This window comes from Maridesulfovibrio salinus (assembly GCF_055394525.1).
This window is the reverse complement of sequence record NZ_AP042461.1, coordinates 3,600,803-3,620,833: the sequence shown is the minus strand read 5'-3', so window position 1 is coordinate 3,620,833 and position 20,031 is coordinate 3,600,803. Positions and strand designations below refer to the sequence as shown.

22 protein-coding genes and 1 tRNA gene are annotated in these 20,031 nt (G+C 48.4%); 11 read left to right on the top strand and 12 right to left on the bottom strand.

The window, feature by feature from the left end:
• Positions 1–175 precede the first annotated feature (175 nt).
• Positions 176–931, bottom strand: a complete 756-nt coding sequence (locus ACZ5PW_RS16685) for a DUF362 domain-containing protein (RefSeq protein ID WP_464555749.1) — start codon at positions 929–931, stop codon at positions 176–178.
• Between the two features lie 229 nt (positions 932–1,160).
• Between ACZ5PW_RS16685 and ACZ5PW_RS16680 the strand changes: the two genes are divergently transcribed.
• Positions 1,161–1,283: a hypothetical protein gene (locus ACZ5PW_RS16680; RefSeq protein WP_464555746.1), complete on the top strand. Its 123-nt coding sequence runs from the start codon at positions 1,161–1,163 to the stop codon at positions 1,281–1,283.
• Between the two features lie 191 nt (positions 1,284–1,474).
• Here the strand turns inward: ACZ5PW_RS16680 and ACZ5PW_RS16675 are convergent.
• Positions 1,475–1,561, bottom strand: a tRNA-Leu gene (locus ACZ5PW_RS16675).
• Positions 1,562–1,619: 58 nt separating this feature from the next.
• A complete protein-coding gene (locus ACZ5PW_RS16670) occupies positions 1,620–3,317 on the bottom strand; it encodes a YcaO-like family protein (RefSeq protein ID WP_464555744.1) in 1,698 nt (565 codons plus the stop codon).
• 150 nt (positions 3,318–3,467) lie between these two features.
• Here ACZ5PW_RS16670 and ACZ5PW_RS16665 point away from each other — a divergent pair, with 150 nt between their 5' ends.
• Complete coding sequence (locus ACZ5PW_RS16665) at positions 3,468–4,157, top strand: TVP38/TMEM64 family protein (protein ID WP_464555741.1); 690 nt, start codon at positions 3,468–3,470, stop codon at positions 4,155–4,157.
• 138 nt (positions 4,158–4,295) lie between these two features.
• Positions 4,296–7,148 (top strand): PAS domain-containing sensor histidine kinase, encoded by a 2,853-nt coding sequence (locus ACZ5PW_RS16660; RefSeq protein ID WP_464555738.1) that lies wholly within the window; start codon positions 4,296–4,298, stop codon positions 7,146–7,148.
• Positions 7,149–7,235: 87 nt separating this feature from the next.
• On the opposite strand, the gene ACZ5PW_RS16655 is transcribed toward ACZ5PW_RS16660, so the two are convergent.
• The 5 genes from ACZ5PW_RS16655 to rdgC all read right to left on the bottom strand — a co-directional run bounded on the left by ACZ5PW_RS16655 (position 7,236) and on the right by rdgC (position 11,452).
• Positions 7,236–8,459: an ABC transporter substrate-binding protein gene (locus ACZ5PW_RS16655; RefSeq protein ID WP_464555737.1), complete on the bottom strand. Its 1,224-nt coding sequence runs from the start codon at positions 8,457–8,459 to the stop codon at positions 7,236–7,238.
• On the bottom strand, positions 8,456–9,592 hold the full coding sequence (locus ACZ5PW_RS16650; RefSeq protein ID WP_464555735.1) for a patatin-like phospholipase family protein: 1,137 nt from the start codon (positions 9,590–9,592) through the stop codon (positions 8,456–8,458). The genes ACZ5PW_RS16655 and ACZ5PW_RS16650 overlap by 4 nt, the downstream gene beginning before the upstream one ends.
• Positions 9,593–9,707: 115 nt before the next feature.
• Positions 9,708–10,280 carry an arylesterase gene (locus tag ACZ5PW_RS16645; protein WP_464555732.1) on the bottom strand — a complete coding sequence of 191 codons (573 nt, stop codon included), beginning with the start codon at positions 10,278–10,280 and terminating at the stop codon, positions 9,708–9,710.
• A 1-nt stretch (position 10,281) separates the two neighbouring features.
• Entirely contained in the window at positions 10,282–10,815 is a 534-nt protein-coding gene (locus ACZ5PW_RS16640) for a hypothetical protein (protein WP_464555730.1), read from the bottom strand.
• A 19-nt stretch (positions 10,816–10,834) separates the two neighbouring features.
• A complete protein-coding gene (gene rdgC, locus ACZ5PW_RS16635) occupies positions 10,835–11,452 on the bottom strand; it encodes a recombination-associated protein RdgC (RefSeq protein WP_464555728.1) in 618 nt (205 codons plus the stop codon).
• Between the two features lie 242 nt (positions 11,453–11,694).
• Between rdgC and ACZ5PW_RS16630 the strand changes: the two genes are divergently transcribed.
• From ACZ5PW_RS16630 to ACZ5PW_RS16620, 3 genes are all read left to right on the top strand, one after another.
• Positions 11,695–11,898, top strand: coding sequence for a hypothetical protein (locus ACZ5PW_RS16630; protein WP_464555724.1), 204 nt, complete (start codon positions 11,695–11,697; stop codon positions 11,896–11,898).
• A 102-nt stretch (positions 11,899–12,000) separates the two neighbouring features.
• Complete coding sequence (locus tag ACZ5PW_RS16625) at positions 12,001–12,375, top strand: hypothetical protein (protein ID WP_464555721.1); 375 nt, start codon at positions 12,001–12,003, stop codon at positions 12,373–12,375.
• Positions 12,376–12,545: 170 nt separating this feature from the next.
• Positions 12,546–12,974, top strand: a complete 429-nt coding sequence (locus tag ACZ5PW_RS16620; RefSeq protein ID WP_464555719.1) for a response regulator — start codon at positions 12,546–12,548, stop codon at positions 12,972–12,974.
• Between the two features lie 141 nt (positions 12,975–13,115).
• Here the strand turns inward: ACZ5PW_RS16620 and ACZ5PW_RS16615 are convergent, their stop codons facing one another.
• Both ACZ5PW_RS16615 and ACZ5PW_RS16610 read right to left on the bottom strand, forming a co-directional pair.
• Positions 13,116–14,078, bottom strand: a complete 963-nt coding sequence (locus ACZ5PW_RS16615) for a D-2-hydroxyacid dehydrogenase (protein WP_464555718.1) — start codon at positions 14,076–14,078, stop codon at positions 13,116–13,118.
• Between the two features lie 26 nt (positions 14,079–14,104).
• A complete protein-coding gene (locus tag ACZ5PW_RS16610; protein ID WP_464555717.1) occupies positions 14,105–14,650 on the bottom strand; it encodes a PilZ domain-containing protein in 546 nt (181 codons plus the stop codon).
• Between the two features lie 208 nt (positions 14,651–14,858).
• Between ACZ5PW_RS16610 and ACZ5PW_RS16605 the strand changes: the two genes are divergently transcribed.
• Positions 14,859–15,002, top strand: a complete 144-nt coding sequence (locus ACZ5PW_RS16605; protein WP_464555715.1) for a hypothetical protein — start codon at positions 14,859–14,861, stop codon at positions 15,000–15,002.
• Between the two features lie 116 nt (positions 15,003–15,118).
• Here ACZ5PW_RS16605 and ACZ5PW_RS16600 read toward each other — a convergent pair whose 3' ends face one another.
• Positions 15,119–15,598: a hypothetical protein gene (locus ACZ5PW_RS16600; protein WP_464555713.1), complete on the bottom strand. Its 480-nt coding sequence runs from the start codon at positions 15,596–15,598 to the stop codon at positions 15,119–15,121.
• Position 15,599: 1 nt separating this feature from the next.
• Positions 15,600–16,478: a glucose-1-phosphate thymidylyltransferase RfbA gene (rfbA, locus tag ACZ5PW_RS16595; RefSeq protein ID WP_464555712.1), complete on the bottom strand. Its 879-nt coding sequence runs from the start codon at positions 16,476–16,478 to the stop codon at positions 15,600–15,602.
• 130 nt (positions 16,479–16,608) lie between these two features.
• On the opposite strand from rfbA, the gene ACZ5PW_RS16590 reads away from it, so the two are divergent.
• From ACZ5PW_RS16590 to ACZ5PW_RS16575, 4 genes are all read left to right on the top strand, one after another.
• On the top strand, positions 16,609–17,313 hold the full coding sequence (locus ACZ5PW_RS16590) for a DUF1614 domain-containing protein (RefSeq protein ID WP_464555710.1): 705 nt from the start codon (positions 16,609–16,611) through the stop codon (positions 17,311–17,313).
• 18 nt (positions 17,314–17,331) lie between these two features.
• Complete coding sequence (locus ACZ5PW_RS16585; protein ID WP_464555709.1) at positions 17,332–18,114, top strand: MogA/MoaB family molybdenum cofactor biosynthesis protein; 783 nt, start codon at positions 17,332–17,334, stop codon at positions 18,112–18,114.
• A gap of 140 nt (positions 18,115–18,254) precedes the next feature.
• Positions 18,255–19,679 (top strand): TolC family protein, encoded by a 1,425-nt coding sequence (locus ACZ5PW_RS16580; protein ID WP_464555707.1) that lies wholly within the window; start codon positions 18,255–18,257, stop codon positions 19,677–19,679.
• Positions 19,680–19,955: 276 nt separating this feature from the next.
• Positions 19,956–20,030, top strand: coding sequence for a hypothetical protein (locus tag ACZ5PW_RS16575; RefSeq protein WP_464560447.1), 75 nt, complete (start codon positions 19,956–19,958; stop codon positions 20,028–20,030).
• Position 20,031 lies beyond the last annotated feature (1 nt).

Below are 20,031 nucleotides of genomic sequence, written 5' to 3'. Positions count from 1 at the left end.
TAAAGAATTTTTCTGAGCCGTTATGAGGGGTGCCGCAGAGTTCCGGTAGATCAGAATTTCAATATATAAATTCACTGTTCAGTTTTTATTGTGCCCTTGGCGAAATGCGCTTTGCAGGCGTATCCGGGGTCAGGACCATTTCCCTGAATCAAGGTTCGAAAGGATTCTGATAGATTTAGCGCAGGTGGCCGATATCCTTCCAGTCTATCCCGAGTATTTCAGCAGCCCTGCGGTCAAGCTCTTTCGGGTCGAATCCCGCCAGAATGACTTCCGGAGCAGGATCGCAGACAGCGCCTCCCAGATGATAATCCGCAAGTCCCACACTGCCGTCCATTACCGAGAGCCACGGAGTAACGTAGCGGTTCAGTTCTGAAACGGATTTCTGCATCTGCTGATGGAAAAAATCCTTCTTCCAGCCCCCTCGGGAATAGTGGGCGGGAGGTGCGAAACCCATCATGTTTTTCATGGCCCCGGTAATACCCGCAAGGGAGTGTGCCTTGAGGTTGGGCAGGGATATGACTTTATGGGTGAAGGCTATTTCCGGCAGAAATATCGAGGGGAAAACCGTTGTGTCCGGCAGGGACTTTTCACAAAGCGGGGCATGGTTCAGGTCCAGCAGTTCCACTCCAAGCTCTGCGGCCATTTCTGTATACCCGAGAGTTGAAAAGATGCTGTCCGTTTCAAGTCGGGAGTCACCGCAGCCTTCGGCTATTACTATTTCAGCGTCGGGATTGCTTTTTAGGATGTACTCGACCACTGCCCGGCAGAATTCGGGCGAGGTTGTAACCGGATGGGGAGATGAGTTGACCAGATTCGGCTTTACAAGGAACCGTGATTCATTGCGGATGGCTTCGCCCGCGTTGATACTGTCCAGGGCTTCAGTGACGGATTTATTGTAATCGGTGAATTTTGTTTCTGCTACACTTTGCATTTTTACCTTCAAGTTTTTTTCTGCTGCTTTTGAAATCCAGCAAATATATTAATGCTGATTTCCAAATAAGCAAGTGGTGGATCGCTGCTGCTGTCCTTTCCTGAAAAACAAGATAGATTTATTATTCTATCTATCTAATATACCGGAGCTGTTACCGGTCGGGTACGGTAACAGTATATGTTGTGGTTTCGGTACTAATCCCTTGTTTTGGGAGGCTTCAGCGTTGTTCATGTGTAACAGCCTTATTGGTAACATGTTACCTTTCATGACCGGTATCATGACCGGTATCAATGCGGTCAGGTTACCATACCTGATCGGTAACAGGGGGGATGATACCGCTCAGGTCCGGTAACATGTGATACCTTGGTGACCGGTATCAGTCTGCGGGTTTTATCTGGAATGTGGCAAATGTGGTAGAATGTGGCAGAATGCGCTGATTTTTAATGCTTGAAAGCTGCTGCCGGAGAGATTGGTATCAGGCCGCAAAAGAAAAAGGACTTGGCGGCAATCATAAGAAAGCTGCTAAGTCCTTAATTTTATTGGTGGTACCGGGAGCGGGATTTGAACCCGCACAATCCTAGGATTACGAGATTTTAAGTCTCGGGTGTCTACCAATTCCACCATCCCGGCACGGAAGTAATGCTTGATATACTTTGTCTTTTATATAGTCAAGACTGCTGGCAGTTTATTACAGAAGATTTTTAATGTCGAGATAGTTCCTGTACAGTCTTTTGCTCACTCTTGAGAATTTGTCAAAGTCGGACACTATTTCCAGTCCGGGGACTATGGCCCGTGTTACCGGGATTTCGAGGTCCTTGCGGGTCAGGTTCACATAGTGCGGGTGGAAGCCGTTTGCGGCCAGAGTCTGCTCGACAACCATCACGTCACCATCCGCGCTTCCGGTGGAGAGATCGGGAAGTTCTTCCAGCTTGCGGACAGGCAGTCCTTCCGGCATTTCGGAGGTGGGCGGTCCGGGGAAGGGGTAGGGAACTTCCGTCAGCGCGGAGAGCAGGGCTCTTTTACCGTTAAGCGAGCATCCGCCGCCTTTGTTTATATCGCCAAGCCTGCCCACAGCGAAAGCCTTGTAGCAGGGGATGCCCAGTTCGGATGTCATGTCCTGAAACCAGACATTGATTCCGCTGGATTTCAGATCATCAAGATGTTTCTGCACTTCCGGGTCATCGGTTTCAATGGTGAAACAGCGGGATCTGTCAAACGGGACGGTGGAATCGCTGTCCCTTTCAAGGACTTCCAGAAGTCCGCTGAGCCTCGCTTCGTTTGTTGTGTTACCGGATGCCAGTCCGGTGGAGTTCAGGCCGCTGAACAGGTTCTGTTCATCAAGATTGCAGAAAAGAAATACATGCTGGACGGGCAGCCATGCCTGAACATGTTTTTCCCCGTCAAATTTATCAGAAGGCATCCACCAAAGGGGCTGTCCGCTGTATGGAACCTCAAGCCGGAGTCCGGAAGGATCAAGGGCTTCGCCCTGTTCCTTTATTTCCGCATAGGTTCCCCTGATCACAGGAAGCTCGGATGTTCTTCCCGCAACACCTGATTTACCGATACTGGCGTAGGAACTTACACGTTCCGCCACTTCCATGGCACAGGAAACACAGGCCTGCTCGTAGGTGAATCCACGTCCGTAACTGGTCTGGATTGCCCGCAGGGAGTTGCTCAGGGTTCCGTTTGAGGTCTTGTTCTCAACCATCCAGTGATGCAGAACCGCAAAGGGGCTCAAGCATCCTTTCTGGCGCATCTGGGGGCCCATGAAAACGCCCGCAGCATCGAGCTTTTTATTGGCGTTTGCGGTTACCTCTTCGATGGGGGCACGCTCTTTTGCCGGGGGAAGTTTGCCTTCGCTCTCAAGCTCAGAACGTATCTGCTCTGCGGTGGTGAAGCTGGCGGATGGAAGTTCATCCACATTGTATAGCGGCTCCAGCCCGGCTTCATCGATAGTAGGCATGTCTTCATGAGTTTCGATGTTATCGGCAAAGATGGATGTCCACTTGTTGTGCAGCGGCTGGTCTTCCTGCAGATGGGAGCGGATGTGCAGTGCGGGTGAGTATTCTTTAAGCTCTTCGGGGTCGAATTCGGAGAGAACTTCCGCTTTCAGGGATTCCAGACGGGGATGGGTCAGGACCGCTTCATAGATCAAGGCCGCCAGAACTTTTTTATTCGGATCGCCTTTGATTTCCTTGATCAGCTTCTGGATTTTGCGAGTGCGGTGGTTACCGAGCATCTCCAGCATGTGGCGGTGCATGAATTCATCGTAAGGATGGGCTTCAAGATGTTCAAGCACTTCAGAGAAACTCAGGTTCGGGCCGGGAAAAGCCGCGAAACAACCTGTTCCTGAAAGTGTGTCCATTAATTTTAACTCGTAGCGCATATTTTTCCCCTGATTATTGTTTTCTGAAACATCATTTTTCAGTAATAAAACTAAATGTCGGTCTGCGTGTGTTATCCTTATCTTTTACGGATGTCACGCGTACATCGGACTGGAATGGTATGAAATTTCAAATACAATAAGCGGGCAGACATGAATACTGAAGAAAAACATGATCACAAGCTGCTAAGGCACGGCCTGTTTCTGCTGATAATTACAGGTGTTATCTCCTTCGCCGCGGAGCATTTCGGCGAAGGCCATTTAAGTGACCTCACACATTGGATTGACGAAAGCGGAAATTTCGCCCCTCTGGTGTTCATGCTCATCAACGTGCTGGGCATGATTCTGGTTCTGCCGCAGACTCTGTTCACCGTGGTCGCGGGAGTTCTTTTCGGTGCGGTGAAAGGCACAGCCATGTGCCTTGTAAGCATGGCTGCTGGCTCCACCATATCTTTTTTTCTGGGCAGATTTGTCTTCAGGGGGTGGATTCTGAGCAGATTCGGCTCGGACCCCAATTTCAAACGCCTTGAAATGCTGAGTCGCAGACATCCGGTAAAAGTTCTGGCTTTAAGCCGCATCGTGCCGGTTGTGCCGTATTCCGTGGCCAACTATCTGTGGTCTGTAACAAGAGTTCACTTTATACCGTATATTCTGATGAGCGTGCTCTGTCTGATTCCGGAAACGGTTTTTCTCACCACCGGGGGACATATCCTCTCGGCCGGGGTGATTAAAGGGACCTTTAACTGGGGAATGCTTGTTGCCCTTTTTGTTGCGGGGGCTGTAGTGTTTATTTTGGTGAAAGCCGTTAAACGCAGTATCGATATGGACAATTCTCCCGGTTAAACAGTCAATTATTTATCAAAATGGATTTGGTTGAAGATTTCCCGGATTTTGTATGATACAGTGGGTAGTGATTTAATAACAAGTCTGCATCTGTTTGTTGTAAATGGTTGATTTATTTTCTGAACGGGGATTGTCCGGATGATTGACTACACTAAATTCTGCCGGAATTGGGTTTTGTCCTCTTTTCTTCCTGTTGCTCTGGTGCTGGGGCTGGGTATCTACGTCATTGCCTATCAGGAAGTCTCACGCCATAGCGAGCAGCTTTATGGTAATGAGCGGTCGCTGATCAGATCAACGGAGATGGCAGTCTCGATGGAGCTTGAGAACCTTTCGCTGAGCCTCAGATTCCTGAGCGGTCATGAAGCATTGCACAATTTATGGGATGACGGGGGGAACGAAAATTTTGATATTTTACGAAAAGAATTTATCAGTTTTGTAGATGCCGCCAACAAATTTGATCAGGTGAGAATTGTCGACCTTTACGGTAATGAAGTTCTCAGGGTCAACAGCGGACGGAACGGGGCTTATTCTGTTCAGCCTCCTGAACTGCAGAATAAAAGCAGAAGCTACTATTTTAAGGAAGCAATTAAAAATGGACCTTCAAAGGTCTATGTTTCTGATTTTGATCTGAACGTGGAGTGGGGAAGAGTCAACAAACCTTTCAAACCGGTCATTAGAGCTGTTTACCCTCTGACTTCTTTAAGCGGAGAGCCGAAAGGTTTTCTGATAGTTAATTTTCTGGGCAAACCGATCCTTGACAGGATTGAGGCGGTTTCCGGGGATTCTTTTGGGAAAATAATGTTTCTAACTGCTGACGGACAATGGCTTTTCGGCGGTCCCGGGGACTGTGACTGGGCTTTCATGTTTCCGGATAAAGAGCAGTGCTATTTCAAAGACTATTATCCCGGAGACTGGGATAGAATCTCTTCTGAGCAGGAAGGGCAATTTTCAAGTGATAATGGTTTATTCACCTTCAAGTCCGTAAATCTGCCGGATTTCGGGAAAGTTTCGGACGGAGATTCGAACACAACATCTGAGAAGACCTGGAAGCTGGTTACCCATGTTTCCGCTGAAGAAATCTGGAAAGCTGAGATTCAGCCCTATCTTATAGGTGCGGTTGTGTACGCCTTTGTCCTGCTTATACATGCCTTCATATCTTCAGCCTTTTACAGGGTCAAAGCAGCCCAGTGTCTGGTGATTGACCGTCTGCATGCCAGTGAACGCCGCCTTCGTGAAGCTGAGAAAATAGCCTGCCTCGGAAGTTGGGAATACAACTATGAAAGCGGTGAACTGGTCTGGTCGGATCAGACCTACAGGATTTTCGGGTATGAACCGCATGAAATCACCCCTTCATTCTCACGGCTGATGCGCCATATTGTCCCTGAGGAGCGGCGTGTGGTTCTGGAGGGGGCAAGTCCCGGCAGCGGTGTATATTTCATGAATATAAATGTCTTACGTAAGGACGGACAGAAACGCAGCCTGAGGGTCAAGCGGCAGTTGGTTGAAAATAACGGTGTTGCGGTTAAAGAACTCGGAACAATTCATGACATAACTGAAATCCGGGAACGCAGCGAGGAGTTGCAGAGGCTATGGAGAGCTGTCGAGAATTGTCCTACTTCAATTATTATTACCAACGCGCAGGCTGATGTTGAATATGTTAATTCTGCCTTTGAAGAACTTACAGGTTACAGTTCCGATGAGATCTTCGGTAAAAATTTGAGAGTGCTGCAATCCGGCGTCCAGACGAGGGGATTTTATGAGCAGATGTGGGCCGAACTCGTTTCCGGCAAAACCTGGAAAGGTGAAATGTGCAACAGGAAAAAGAACGGTGAGATATTCTGGGAACGTTCAGTGATTTCTCCTGTTGTAGATGAGCGTGGAGTGACTACTCATTTTATAGGCATCAAGGAAGACATAACCGAGTTGCGGCACAGGGATGAAGAATTCAGGGTAGCCATGCAGGAGTTTGAAGCACTGTTTGAAAACAGCTCAATCGGAATTGCCTACATGAAGCAGGAGCGTATTTTTCATCGTGTAAACAGCCGTTTCTGTGAAATACTTGGCTACAGCCAGAGTGAAATTATAGGGGAAACCACCCAGAGTCTCTACCTGAGCGATGATCATTACCAGTCATTCTGGAACCAGACCAGAAACAGGCTTGCAGCCGGAAAGGTTGTGCAGAAAGAAATGAAGTTCAGGCGCAGGGACGGAAGTATCATCTGGGTCGCCGTTAACGGCAAGGCTGTTGCCCCGCCGGATCTGGATGCCGGTATAATATGGACCATGGATGATATCTCGGTCCGCAAGGAACTTGAAAAAATGCGCGAGGATGTTGAGAGGATCATGCGCCATGACCTCAAGGCACCACTTAACGGAATTATCAACCTGCCTACTCTTGTAGCCATCGGCGGAAACCTGAGCTCTGATCAGAAGGAAAATCTGGAGCTTATTTCGGAAGCAGGCAAAAGGATGCTGTCCCAGATTAATACCTCCCTTGATTTGTATAAAATTGAAACAGGAACCTTCGAATATAATCCGAGTCAGGTTGATATCGCCAGGCTGTTTGTTCAGATAGTCAAGGAGTTCTCTGTATTTCTGGATTCCAAGGATCTGTGGCTGGAGATAATTGTGGACGGCCATCAGCTTAGTGAGCTGGATTCCTTTGTAGTGAAAGGGCGCAAGGATTTCTGCCACAACATGTTTTCCAACATTCTTAAAAACGCCTGTGAGGCTTCTCCCAACGGGGAAGGGATTATTGTAGTTCTTGAAAGAAATGGCTCCCCGAGGGTTTCCATCAAGAACAAAGGTGTGGTTCCGGTTGAGCTGCGCGAGGTCTTTTTTGAGAAATATACCACCGCCGGAAAAAGGAACGGAGTCGGTCTGGGTAACTACAGTGCCAGAATGCTCATGGAGGCCCAGCTGGGTAAAATAGAAATGCGTACCTCGGAAGAAGAAGGGACCACAATCACGTTTATATTCAGTAACGGATAAATGCGGCTTAGCCTCATGCCTTATCGCATGCGGGCAGTGCTGCGGGCCTTACTTCCGGTTGTTGCGGCGGTTTTGGTTACGATTCTGTTATTCCATTTCCGCGGCCATCGAGGATGAACCGGAACGGATCTGCTGAATGTAGAGCGGCTTGTGGGCAGTGCGGCCTTTGAATGAAATTTTTCCGCTCACACCTTCAAAATCTTTGACTGAATTGATGTTTTTACGGATTTCTCCGGAGCCGGGCCCGTGCTTCCGGGCTGTGTCGGCCAGAATCATAACCGCATCGAAACCGAGGGCCGCGTAACCGCTTTTCGGGGCGGAACCGAAAAGTGCGGCATAGTCCGTAACAAAATCCTGCACCAGTCCGGCAGGGCGGGTCAGGCTGGCCTGAGAAGCATAATATACTGTTTCGGGCCAGTTCAGCACTTTGGCCTGCACCGCGGGAGTATCAAAACTGCTGCCGCCGATAATCCTGTAAGTCATTTTGTTCTGCCGCAATTTCTCCATTACCCTGATGGAAATATGCTCCGGAGCAAAGATCACTAGCGACTCCACCTGCGGACCGGTCTGAGGGGAGGCCCTTTTTTCGGTGATTATTTCGGAAGCTGAATCAACAAAATCTGTTGCCGCCATGCCTTCTTCCACCACAGTATTATTTGTTGAAGTCTGCGGGATAAGGCTTTTAAGTCTGCTGACGATGAAAGTGAGGTCCTGATTTATTTCGGTTATGGGCAGATCGGCCATGACCGTTCCGCCATTCTGCTTGAAGCGGCGTGCAAAGCTGTCGGCCTGACGTGCGCAGGAGTCGTTGAGTTCTGATCTTATGAGTGCGATATGACCGGACTGGACGGTGTTAACGGTAAATTCCGCAAGCAGCTGCCCTATCCTGATATCCGGGACAGCAAGGGTGAATATATTTTCTCCAACAGACATTGCCAAGCCGTCCGTCTGTGCTCCCGCACACAGGAAGGGAATACCGGATGCCTGAAGGGCGGGGGCCGCGGTCATGGCCGCGTCATCGGAAATTACTCCCGTGACGGCAGAAAGGTTCGGAATCTTCTTCAGGGCTTCAACCGTCCTGATGGTATCCTCGGGAGCGGAGGAGGTGGACTGCATTTTAAACTTCAGAGGATATGCCGGGTCCGACTGGTTGATTTTTTTCAGTGCCAGAAGCGCGCCGTTCATGGCTTCCTGGGCGGTGGCCTGCTGCGGTCCGGAGAGCTCGAAAATTGTGCCCAGAATAAGTTCCTGCGCCTGAACAGGACAGGAAAACATCAGGAAAAAAATAGCGGCAAGGATTACGTTTTTCATACGCCTTTACCTTTTCTGTCGGGATTCTTTTTTTTAATGATTTTAAATTTTCGTTTCTGCGCGGGAGATTCCTGTTGATTTTTTTCGGGGGCGGATTCTTCTTCCTTTTTGAATTTCCGTACCGCTTCTTCCTGCTCTTTTTGTTTCTCCGCGTTGACGGCTTCCCGGGCCTTTTCTTCTTCCGCCTGTTTTTTCTTTGCCTCCGCCCTCATTTCCGCTTTCTGCCTGAATTCAACCACCGCTTCCTGAAAATCCTTTTTTCGTTTGGCAAAGGCGACCTTCCCGGCATGTACGATTTCATTAAGCTTGTTGACTTCCCATAGCTCAATCGGCCGGGGGTGTTTTATATAGACGGGAATTATTTCATGGTGGTGCATGTCAATGGAAAGTGGAAGCTGACTGGTGAGAATCGAGCGTTTGAAAATTCTTGAAGTGTTGAAATAACTCTCCAGAAAGCTTTCCGGCTCCGGGTTGCAGGCATCATCAAAGTATATGGCGATGATGATATCGATCTGGCGTTTGACGCATTCCATTACCGGTATCGGTGAGGAGAAGGCTCCGTCAATGAGTCTGCGTCCATCCACATTACCGGGGGGCATCAGCGGGTATATGGCACTGCTGGCGTAGATCGCCTGTGCAAGGTTGCCCTTGTCCAGAATCACGGGCTTCCCTGTACCAAGGTCGGTTGTGGTGATCAGTGTTTTCGGGGTCAGTTCGGATATGTCGGTTTCTTTGAAAAGGTTTTCGTAGGTTCTGCGCAGGCAGTCCGTCTTCAGTATGCCGGATTCGGAATTGAAGCGTCCCATGCCCGTGCTGGCAATTTCAAGAACGGAGTTGTAATCCACATCGGTGAAAAAACGGGGATCTACAGTTCTGGAGAAAACATCCTGAATCTGGCGGAGGTCATAGCCCGCTCCCATGAATCCGGCCAGCAGCGCACCACCGCTTACCCCGATAACAAGGTCCACAAGGATTTCCTCCTCCTGCAGGTACTCAATGAACGGGAGAGCGGAAAAGGATTTGATTCCCTCCGAGCCGATGATGAGCGCAACGGAGGGACGCTGCTTTACCGCATCCTTCTTTTCCGGATCAGTGTTCTGTTCCCGGATTTCTTCATTTTTCTTTTCTTCCATCATTTCTCCATTCTTTATGGGAAAGATAACTCTGTGAAAAGAAAAAAACAATCCCCGCTCCTTCTATGACTGGAAAGAACGGGGCCGGATTGCAATAACTTTGATACCGGGCTTGTCAGTCGCGGTTGATATCCAGTGAATCCAGAAAAGATTTCAGTACCGGAAAAATGCGCTCCACCATGATCTCGACTCCCTCGGCATTGGGATGAACCCCGTCAGGCTGGTAGAATTCGGGGTTTTCTCCTATGCCTGAGGTCAGGTCCGGGTAGAGCGGCACAGCTGATTCTTCTGCCACCGCCGGAAAAACAGCGTTGAATGCCGACGCGTACGACTGAGGAGTGAAATTCATGGGTCTGAATCCCAGTAAAATTACCGGTATCCCGGCATCCCTGAAAGCTTCAATCATACTGGTAAGGTTGATTTTAAGCTGTTCAGGGTCCATGAGCTGGAAGCAGTCGTTGGCGCCGAATTCAATATAGGCGGCGTCCGGTCCGCTTTCGATAACATCGGCAAGGCGAAGCAGACCGTCAGCGGAGGTATCCCCGGACACGCCGAAGTTGATAATCTCCACATGGTGTCCTTCTTCGAGCATTTTCCTTTCAAGCTGGGCCGGAAAGGAGCTGTATGCAGGAAGCCCGAAACCTTCGGTCAGGCTGTCGCCGAATGCTGCCAGCGTTATCTTTGACATGTTATTTTTCGCCCTCTCTGAGCCAGTGGCGGAATTGCGCCACTTCATCCTGCCATCCATCGGATATTCTCAAGGTGATGAATTCCTTGAAAACATGGTCGAACATGGCAATGCATTTTTCTATGAGATAAATTTTTTCAAGGAACTTTGCGTCCGGGTCATCCCCTTCCTCGTCCTTCATATCCACTTTGGGTGTTTTAAGACCGCTGAGAGTGAAATCCTCGGCCTTAACCTGAACCTGCCATAGATTTTCATCAATTTCCATCTTGAGCTGTGCCCGGGTAACTTTCTTGCCTGTGCGCAGACCATAGAGAACTTCGGTCATGTCTCCGCTCGCGGAGTTTACCGTGGCGGTGTCGACGTTTTCACCATCGCCGCCCTGAACGGACATGCGCTGTTCCATGTAGAGCATGAAACGTTCGCCGTTTTCCAGCTCGAACATCCCGTCGTTTTTTTCGCTTTTATACCAGAGCCAGGTGAGAAAGTCCTGACCAAGCAGTGTATTTTCCCGTTCGGCGAGCATTAAGAGGTCCATGTTTGCTCCTTATATGATTCTAGCCCACGAAGTATGTGGGATCGAGGGATTCAAGTTTCTGTACGGCCTCTTCGCCAAGCATTTCCATGGCCAGGAAAAAGGGTGTCAGCGGCTCAAGGGTCAGCTCGAAAGTGTCGGAAAAATGATCGGTAAAAAGATCCATGACTTTCGTGTTGGTCGCAGACAGGTAGACCCTGTTTTCCGGAACATTCCAGACCACGTCAAAAACAGCGGGGATCGGCAGGGAGCGGGCCCTTAATTTGAGGGTAACCTGTTCCTTGATTTCCCTTTTCCGGTCACGGGAAACGAAATTTTTTCCCTCTTTCTTGGCTTCGGCCATCTCGTGGTTGAGTGCGATCTGATAATGCTTTTTCAGAACTGCGGGCTGAATGCGCCGGGTATCCAGACGAAGGGCAAAGGTGAAATACTGGGCTTTTTCCGGAGGTGACATGGCCCATTTATCATCGAGCATATCATCCATGTTCACCCATCCGAAAGAGCGTTCCTCTGCGGTATGGTCAATATCCATGAAAGCGAATTTAGCAAGTCTTTCGGGAATTTCCCTGATGAGATCATCACTGACTTCGTCCGGAATCCTGTATCTGGTGATTCCTGTGCTGGCTGAAAGTATAGGCAAAACATGCTCCTTGAACCGGCCGTTTATTTATATGGAAAGGCCGGATGAATTTAACAGGTGTGTTGAACACAAACGATTATGGTTAAGACCATTTTTTGAGGATGTAAAGAGAAACAATCCGTGCTCCTGATTCGATGGCATACTAGGTGCATAGTATATTTCAGTTGTAGAAGATTGTAAATCAGGTAACCCCTTACGGAGGATTCAGTCAGTAAGAGCTGAGCAAGCTGGTGGAGGTCGATATGACCGTATTAAACGTGAGAACCGAAGGTGATTTTTTTGTAGTAGGAAACCAGCGTAGAAGGAAGCTGACACCTGACGGCTGCAATGAGCCGTTCAAGGACAGATTCTGGTGCCCGCGTAAAAAGTGGTTTATGAAAGGGGTTTGTCCTTTTGTAAACAAGATTGAATGCGGGAATTACAGACAAATGTGCGGCTCGCTCTGATTTTTAAATTTCGAAATGTTAATATTATTTTACAGTTCTTCCCTTGCTTTTGGGATTTCCCGAGTTTATCTTTAACGGGAAATTCCATAGCTGGGAGTTGTAATGAACTATAATCCTTATGAAATGCTGGCCGGATGGCTTGAAAATGAAGCCGGTGAGATCCGTAAAATTGAGAGAAAAGCCCATCTTGCTCTGTACAACGAGAAAGATGAGCCGCTCTACCGCGACCTGATGAAGGCAAAAGCTCTGAAACTTGCCGATCTTGCAGAAAGTGTATCTCCATATATTTCAGCACTGGATACGAAAGACAGGGAAATTGTGGGTGAGCGTATGGAACGCTTTTCTATTTCAGCTTCAAAAGCGCTTGAAATAGGAAGTGTTTTTTTTATGTCCGCCTTATTGTACCCTGAAGATTATAAAGATGGAGAAAAAAATGATCTGGAAAATTTCGCAGATCGTGTAAAAAGGCTGGGTTGAATGAGTTTTGTTTTTCTTAATTTGTCATTTTGCGTGACAAATTTGTCAGAGTTGATATTTTGAATAAAACAGATTGCCATTGCCACATCGTTGTTATATCAACTGCGCGTGAGGCATGGGAGGCGTGTTGCCTTTAGGTTGTCCGCTTTTTGACACAATACAGGTATTTAATGAGCATTGATAATAAAAGTGCTTCCGGCTTTAAAGAAAACAACGGAGCGTTGAAATCTTTGAATATACTTCTTGCTGAAGACTGCGAAAACAATGTGCTGCTGGTACAGCTTTATTTGAAGAAACTGCCCTATTCCATTGATGTTGCAGAAAATGGTGAGATAGCAGTGCAGAAATTCATGCGCAATGATTACGATGTCGTGCTGATGGATATAGAAATGCCCTGCACTGACGGGTATGAAGCAACAGGGCGTATCAGAAGCTATGAAAAAAGCAGAAGCATGAGTAAAACTCCAATCATTGCCGTTACAGCTCACGCTCTGCCGGAAAATGAAGATCGCGCCTATGCGGCGGGCTGCGATTATTTTTTGACCAAGCCGGTCAAGAAGAACGATCTGATCGAAGTTGTTCAGCGTTTCACTGCCTAGTTCCGCATCCCCCCGAATAAGACTATACCTGTTTTTACTGGTTTATTTCTGAAGCCTTATGTCCATTGAAATCAAATTGAAAGTTCAGCGGACAGAAGGGCGGATCGTTCTGTAATTTCACATGTTAGATTAATCCCGCCTTTACACTCCGTTGACAACGTTTATTGTCTGACCTTTAATAAAAGCAGATACATTGCCGACAGTTATTTCTGTCAGACGGGAGCGCGCCTCCAGCGTGGCCCAGGCAATGTGCGGAGTTACAATCAGATTGGGTGCTCCTGCCAGCGGACTGCCGGGCTGCATCGGTTCAGTCTCAAGAACATCCAGAGCCGCTCCCGCAATTCTGCCTTTGAGCAGTGCCTCGGCAAGATCTGTTTCGTTTATCAACTGGCCTCTTGCGGTGTTTATCAGCAGAGCCGTATCTTTCATTTTTTCGAGCAGATCGCTGTTGATGAATCTTTCATTTTGGTCAGTCAGGGGACAGTGCAGAGAAATTATATCCGATTCACGGAAAAGTTCTTCCAGTTCTGCAAATCTGAACGGGGCATAGTCCGGTTCAGGTTTGGGACGCGGGGCATAAGCCAGCACTTCCATGCCAAACCCATGCGCGATATTACCGACCATGCGTCCTATTCCGCCGAATCCGACAATGCCTATTTTTTTGTCTTTCAGTTCAAAAAGGGGGGCTTTCCAGAAACAGAAATCATCCTGCATCGCCCATTCCCCGTCCTTGACCGCTCTGTCATGCATGCCGACTCTGTTGGCAAATTCCAGAATCAGCGCGAAAACATGCTGGGCAACAGAAGGGGGAGAGTATCCCGGAGCATTGCAGACGGGGATATTGCGTTTCGCGGCCGCCTCAAGGTCAACTACATTGTAACCGGTGGCCAGCACGCCGATAAATTTGAGATTGGGAAGTGATGAAATTACTTCTGCACTGAGAACTGTCTTGTTGGTCAGCAGGATGTCCGCTTCCAGGGATCTCTCTATAATCCGGCTGTTTTCAGTGCGGTCGTAAACTTTCAGTTCACCTAGTTTTTCAAGTCCGGTCCAGGGATTGTCGCCCGGGTTCAGAGTATATCCGTCCAGAATTACAATTTTCATTTTCCGTTCTCACTTCCGGCAGGGTGTTAGATTTTTATTTTAGGCGTGGGCCCTTTCTTCTCACCGCGTTTTGAGGTTCTTTCCACTTCTTTCTGTACTTCCTCTTCGGTCATATCGGGATGTTTGCCGCTGTGTTTCTTCTGAATCAATCTTTTCTGGGCGGCTAGAACTATTTTGCTGATGATTTTATCCTGTCCTCTTTCCAGATCCTGGAATTCACAGCCGATGATTTTTCCCTGCTGGCGCATGATCTTCATCTTCAGTCCTTTGAGGACCGGCTTTCCGGACCAGAGCATTACAGCCTCAACGGTTTCGCCTACCGGGAATTCCTTTGAACTGACAAAACCGACACCTGTCGCGCTGATATCGGAAATACGGCATTTGATCCGTGGAGTTCTACAGATCACATGCATGTTGTCCACATCAATGCGGTATGCCTTTCTGGCGCTGGGGGTGTCCTGTTTAGGTTTATAACAGATATCCAGCTGTTCTTTGCTCTGCCTGCCAAGCATTCTGTCGAGTTTTTTCTTCAGCTTGCTGATCAGACCGGAATCGCAGTTATTCTCGTTCATGTTTACCTGCCGCAAGGTCAAGCTATTGTTTTCAGGGTGCTTTATTTACAGGATTAATCAAAAGCCTTTTTACTTATTAATCATAGCGGTCTGAGTATCCATGTCAATATTTATACTGAAACTAGAGCTTGACAATCTTGCAAATTGTAGAGATGAATATCTAACATTTAGGTAATAAATCGGGTTAAATACTTGGAGGTATCAGGGTATGATCGGCGAACTTATTAGCAACATGGGACATAGCACAACTGCGGGCTTTGTCGGCGTTTCTCTTATTTTTGTTTACCTTGCATGGATTCTGTACATGGCGATCTACAGAATCGAGCAGGGCAAAAATGAAGATCACCATTAGAAAATTTCAGTAAAGCGGTCTCATGACCCTTTCAAAAAAAAGCGGCGCTCATTGCGCCGCTTTTTTTTTTGCGCCTTGCATACGGCACTTTCTCAACACTCTGATTAGTCTGCAGCTTAGATGTTGGCCTTAATCCTGACAAGCTGCTCAAGTATTATTTCCAACTGGGCATCAAAAATATGGGCGAGGTCGCGCAGCCGCTGATCCTTTGCCTTTTTCAGGATATCCATGACAAATGCCCTGCGGCGGGTAAAATCATTGAACGCGTAGAGGCATTTCTTTTTAAGCTGCGCGGTCTGATTATCCTGCACCTTTTCTCTTTTGACCAGATTGACCAGTGAAAAAAGTGAATTCAGACTGTGAACCTGCATTTTGCTTGAACTGCACAGGCCCGCCATATCCTGCATGGCATAAACACGGTCCGGGGTCGCTTCAGATCCGACAGCCTTGTCAATCTGCTTTGATAGAGTGCGCAGAGCTGCTTCTGTTCCGGACAGCTTATTGAAAGCTTCGGTAAGATCATTTCCTTTAGCGAAAACAGTCCCCGGTATTGCCAATGCCAGGACCAGCAGCATAAGGACGACAGTTTTACGCATATTAATCCTCCTGAGCTTCGTTGTATATTTCCATCAGATATCTGCCGTACTCGTTTTTGAGCATATCCCCTGCAAGATTCTTCAATTCGTCAGCGCTGATATACCCCATCCTGAAAGCGATTTCCTCAAGGCAGGCCAGCAGGAATCCCTGTCTCTGCTGGATGGCCTCAACATAGGCGGAAGCCCTTAAAAGGGATTCATGTGTCCCCATGTCGAGCCATGCGTACCCGCGTCCGAGGAGTTCAACGTTAAGCTTTCCCCGTTTAAGGTATTCGTTGTTAACGTCAGTTATTTCCAGTTCGCCCCTTGCGGAAGGCTTTATGCTTTTGGCAATTTCGATAACTGAGTTGTCGTAGAAATACAGTCCCGTTACAGCAAATTTGGATTTTGGTTTTTCCGGTTTTTCTTCAATGCTCAGAACGCACTGTTCCCTGTCGAATTCAACTACCCCGTAACGTCTGGGGTCCTTTACGGCATAGGCGAAGACGGTTCCGCCTTCTTCGAGTTTTGCCGCTCTGCGCAGGAGCTGGGGCAGGTCGTGCCCGTAGTAGATGTTGTCTCCAAGAATAAGGCTGACTGAGTCGTCCCCGATAAAGTCTTCACCTATAATGAAGGCCTGAGCCAGTCCTTCCGGTCTGGGCTGTACCTTGTAGGATATCCTTATTCCCAGATATGAACCGTCACCCAGCAGATCTTCGAAGCGGGGCAGGTCTTCGGGAGTGGATATGATCAGAATATCTTTTATGCCCGCCATCATCAGGGTCGAAAGGGGATAGTAGATCATAGGTTTGTCGTAAACCGGAAGCAGCTGCTTGCTTACCACCCTCGTCAACGGGTACAGTCTGGTGCCGGAACCGCCAGCCAGAATGATGCCTTTCATATTGTTCTCCTTAATATTATGTGCCGGAAACTGTTCCGGCTAATTTATCAATAAAATCTTGAAGTGTCTGCTTTAATATAATTTAATGACTTTTTCCATTCAGGAATCAAAACCAAGGAGTGCTGTCACTATGCGTGGTCCCATGTTTTCTCTGCCCACAGTCGTATTTCTGGGCATTATATTTTTTGTCCTCATATTCTTTTTGTTTATATTTGTACAGGTTGGACTTGTCACGGTTGCCTTTTCCAAGCTGGGGCTGACTCCGGGGCAGGGATTCCTGCTGCTTATCGCCACACTTCTCGGTAGCGGGTTGAATATTCCTGTTTTCAGATCGGAACGGCTTGTCCCTGATGTCAATGTCCGCAGGGTGCGCATGTTCAATCCCCGATTCGGTGGATTCGAGTCTGCCCACAGCAGGGCGCTGACTAATCAGGTGGTGGCGGTCAACCTTGGCGGATGTGTTATACCCGTGCTGCTCTCCCTTTCTCTGCTTGCCCGTAACGGTTTCAGCTTTCCAGTTCTGATCTGCATTGCTGTTGTCAGTGCGGCGGCTTATGCCCTTGCCCGGCCCATTCCGGGGGTTGGAATCGGTATCCCGATCCTTATTCCGCCGCTGATCACCGCCTTTGCGGCCCTGATTTTCGTGCCCGGTGAGATGGCTCCCATTGCAGCCTATGTTTCCGGAAGTCTCGGGACGCTCATAGGGGCTGATCTCCTGCATCTGGCCACTCCGGCCACCAGACGTGTTCTGGATGCCCCGGTTGTGTCCATCGGCGGAGCGGGTACTTTTGACGGTATTTTCATTACCGGTATACTGGCTGTCCTTTTATCATGATGATTTTCAAGGAGTTGGATGATGTTGAAATGTGATTTCTCAGAAGTCGGAGATATGCGCCCCGGCAGCAGGATAGTTCTCGGCTGTGCGGATTCCCTTCCCGCCGGAACAGCATGCGCCCCGGTTGAGGGGAATATCAGATCACTGCGGGCCGGATTTGAACTTTTGAACGGGGATAATCCCCTGTTGCGTGTCGTCTCGGGGTTCTGGGCGGATAATATGCCCGGAGCCAGACTGGTCATCGCTGAAGTTACAGGAATGCTCCCTGCTGGCGAAACTGAATTGAAAATTTCGAAATCAGGTTACTCTCTTGCCTATGTGACGCTCAGCGATAAAGGTGCGGCCGGACAGAGGGAAGACGGGGCCGGGCCGTTGATCGCCGAAATGATAAAAAATGCACTTCCGGTTTCTGCCGTTCAGGGTTATCTGATCCCGGACGAAGCTGACGACCTCAAATCCCTGATCATGCATCTTGCCCATGTGAGCGGTTTTGACCTGATCCTGACCACAGGCGGGACCGGGGTGGGGCCGAGGGATGTATCGCCGGAAGCTACTCTCGGGATAATCGAGAAGCGTCTTCCCGGTTTTGAGAGGGCAATTACCGCGACCGGGCTTTCCAAGACTCCGCATGCCATGATTTCCAGAGCAGTTGCCGGAACGCTGGGGCAGAGCGTGGTTATCAATTTTCCGGGAAGCCCCAAAGCGGTGCGTGAAAGTCTGGAGGCTGTAATCCCCGCACTAAAGCATACAGTGGACAAGCTTCAGGGAGATAAGGCGGACTGCGCGCAGTTAAATGGCTGAAAGCCGGGCTCAAAACAGTTTGAACAATAGCGTTTAAAACAAAATTGATACTTGATTAACTGCTTCGGAACATCTATAGAAGTGGTAATTTTGTTAATTTATCTGAAAATAATAACTCACGCTGTTTTAGGATGTGTAGAATGAAACGCAATATTTCCCTTTTATTTGTTCTGATTCTGATGCTGGCATCTGTCTCCTTTGCCCATGCTCAGCAGGCTGCCCCCGAGGGAGAGGACAATGCAAAGGCTCCGGTATCATTAGAAAATGCTACAGTACAGGTTCCTCAGGCTGTAACCAAGAAAGAGCAGGAGGCGAGGAGAACCCTGACTCTGGAAGAATGTGTAAAGATCGGTCTTGAGCAGAATCCGACCATTGTTGCCGCCCGCAAGAACCTTTTTGCGGCAGAAAGTGCAGTAAAGTCCCAGCGCGGACAGTTCGGAGGACCTTTCACTGCAACCTACGGCTACACTCATAACGGTGATCAGCCCCGGGCCAGTGGTGTTCCTTCCGACTACAAGGACAAATGGGCATTCACTTTCAATATCAACCAGCCGGTGTTCAGAGGTTTCGAACTTCTTTCAAAGTACCAGAAGACAAAACTTCAGAGAAAGTCCAGCGAAGCAAGTCTCAGAAATGCTGAACTCGCGCTGATCAGCCAGATCCAGACCGCTTTCCTGACCCTGCTGCAGGGCCGTATGGATGTTAAGAGTAAGGAAGATTCAGTTGCCCGTCTTAAATCCCAGCTTCAGGTGATTGAGGCGTTTTATCAGGTCGGTCTCCGTCCCCGTGTTGACGTGCTTCAGGCTGAAGTTGAGCTGGCCACTGCAGAGCAGAATCTGCTTATCGCCAAGAACGATGTTGATTCAAGAGCGGCAAGGCTGAATACCCTGCTCAATCTTCCCATCGAAGAAAATATCAACTACACAGGTGAGCTTACTTATCTGCCTTTTTCCATGACACTTGAACAGTGCATCGCTCTTGCGGACAAATATCGTCCGGATCTCGAAATCGCCAAGAAATCAGTTGAGATTGCTGAAGAAGACGTAACCATTTCCGAAAGTGATTACTATCCTGATGTCAGTGCTGATTTTGATTACAGCAGATCCGGCGGCGATCCTTCTGTAAGTAAAAATAAATACAACTACCAGAACGAGCCTGACACCTGGAGTGTCGGAGCCAGTGCCAGCTGGGAATTGTTCAGCTGGGGACAGACATACTATGATGTGAAAAGAGCCGAGGATAACGTAGAAAAGATCAAAGCCGAGTATGATAATACCAAGCTTGAGGCTTCCTACGAAATCAAGGATCAGCTCCTCAGCCTCAAAGCAGCGGCGGACCGTATCGGTGTTGGACGCAAGTCCGTTGAAGCAGGTCGCGAAGGTTACCGCATGGCCATGGCCCGTTATCAGGCTCAGGTCAGCACTAACAACGAAGTTCTTAATGCCCAGTCCCGACTCAGTGACAGTGAAGCTCAGCTCATTCAGGCTCTGTCGGACTATCAGGTCGCCCTTGCAAAGCTTTATGTGGCAATGGGGCAGAAGAACCCTTCACTCAAGACTAATTAGTTTTTGCGTCCATCAGATTCATAAGCTTTTACAGCCGGGTTTCAATTCAGGAAATCCGGCTGTTTTTTTATGGTGGACAGTGTGTTGAAATACATTTTATGGTTGAAGTTGGAGGAAAAAATGTTTCAGGGAAGAAGTCTATTCAGTAAAAGCAAGAAATCCGGCAGGGCTGAGGGTGAAGAAAGCACCTGTGCTTCCTGCGGTGGTGATCTTTTTATCCGGCGTAGTTGAAGTTCCGTTTATTTGCGCTGCGGGGACTGCGGCAAACGTTATGAAGTGTCGGATTATTCAGATTTTATCGATGATGATTTTGAAGATGAAATGGCCAATGTGCCTATGAACAGGTTTTAAT

What these genes read in the sequence shown, in the direction of transcription:
- ACZ5PW_RS16670 (WP_464555744.1), bottom strand. Translation starts at nt 3,317, where the DNA reads ATGCGCTACGAGTTAAAATTAATGGACACACTTTCAGGAACAGGTTGT.
- rfbA (WP_464555712.1), bottom strand. Translation starts at nt 16,478, where the DNA reads ATGAAAGGCATCATTCTGGCTGGCGGTTCCGGCACCAGACTGTACCCG.
- ACZ5PW_RS16660 (WP_464555738.1), top strand. Translation starts at nt 4,296, where the DNA reads ATGATTGACTACACTAAATTCTGCCGGAATTGGGTTTTGTCCTCTTTT.
- ACZ5PW_RS16590 (WP_464555710.1), top strand. Translation starts at nt 16,609, where the DNA reads ATGCGTGGTCCCATGTTTTCTCTGCCCACAGTCGTATTTCTGGGCATT.
- ACZ5PW_RS16680 (WP_464555746.1), top strand. Translation starts at nt 1,161, where the DNA reads ATGTGTAACAGCCTTATTGGTAACATGTTACCTTTCATGACCGGTATC.
- ACZ5PW_RS16630 (WP_464555724.1), top strand. Translation starts at nt 11,695, where the DNA reads ATGACCGTATTAAACGTGAGAACCGAAGGTGATTTTTTTGTAGTAGGA.
- ACZ5PW_RS16650 (WP_464555735.1), bottom strand. Translation starts at nt 9,592, where the DNA reads ATGGAAGAAAAGAAAAATGAAGAAATCCGGGAACAGAACACTGATCCG.
- ACZ5PW_RS16585 (WP_464555709.1), top strand. Translation starts at nt 17,332, where the DNA reads ATGATGTTGAAATGTGATTTCTCAGAAGTCGGAGATATGCGCCCCGGC.
- ACZ5PW_RS16640 (WP_464555730.1), bottom strand. Translation starts at nt 10,815, where the DNA reads ATGGACCTCTTAATGCTCGCCGAACGGGAAAATACACTGCTTGGTCAG.
- ACZ5PW_RS16685 (WP_464555749.1), bottom strand. Translation starts at nt 931, where the DNA reads ATGCAAAGTGTAGCAGAAACAAAATTCACCGATTACAATAAATCCGTC.
- ACZ5PW_RS16605 (WP_464555715.1), top strand. Translation starts at nt 14,859, where the DNA reads ATGATCGGCGAACTTATTAGCAACATGGGACATAGCACAACTGCGGGC.
- ACZ5PW_RS16600 (WP_464555713.1), bottom strand. Translation starts at nt 15,598, where the DNA reads ATGCGTAAAACTGTCGTCCTTATGCTGCTGGTCCTGGCATTGGCAATA.
- ACZ5PW_RS16665 (WP_464555741.1), top strand. Translation starts at nt 3,468, where the DNA reads ATGAATACTGAAGAAAAACATGATCACAAGCTGCTAAGGCACGGCCTG.
- ACZ5PW_RS16655 (WP_464555737.1), bottom strand. Translation starts at nt 8,459, where the DNA reads ATGAAAAACGTAATCCTTGCCGCTATTTTTTTCCTGATGTTTTCCTGT.
- ACZ5PW_RS16610 (WP_464555717.1), bottom strand. Translation starts at nt 14,650, where the DNA reads ATGAACGAGAATAACTGCGATTCCGGTCTGATCAGCAAGCTGAAGAAA.
- ACZ5PW_RS16645 (WP_464555732.1), bottom strand. Translation starts at nt 10,280, where the DNA reads ATGTCAAAGATAACGCTGGCAGCATTCGGCGACAGCCTGACCGAAGGT.
- ACZ5PW_RS16625 (WP_464555721.1), top strand. Translation starts at nt 12,001, where the DNA reads ATGAACTATAATCCTTATGAAATGCTGGCCGGATGGCTTGAAAATGAA.
- ACZ5PW_RS16580 (WP_464555707.1), top strand. Translation starts at nt 18,255, where the DNA reads ATGAAACGCAATATTTCCCTTTTATTTGTTCTGATTCTGATGCTGGCA.
- ACZ5PW_RS16620 (WP_464555719.1), top strand. Translation starts at nt 12,546, where the DNA reads ATGAGCATTGATAATAAAAGTGCTTCCGGCTTTAAAGAAAACAACGGA.
- ACZ5PW_RS16615 (WP_464555718.1), bottom strand. Translation starts at nt 14,078, where the DNA reads ATGAAAATTGTAATTCTGGACGGATATACTCTGAACCCGGGCGACAAT.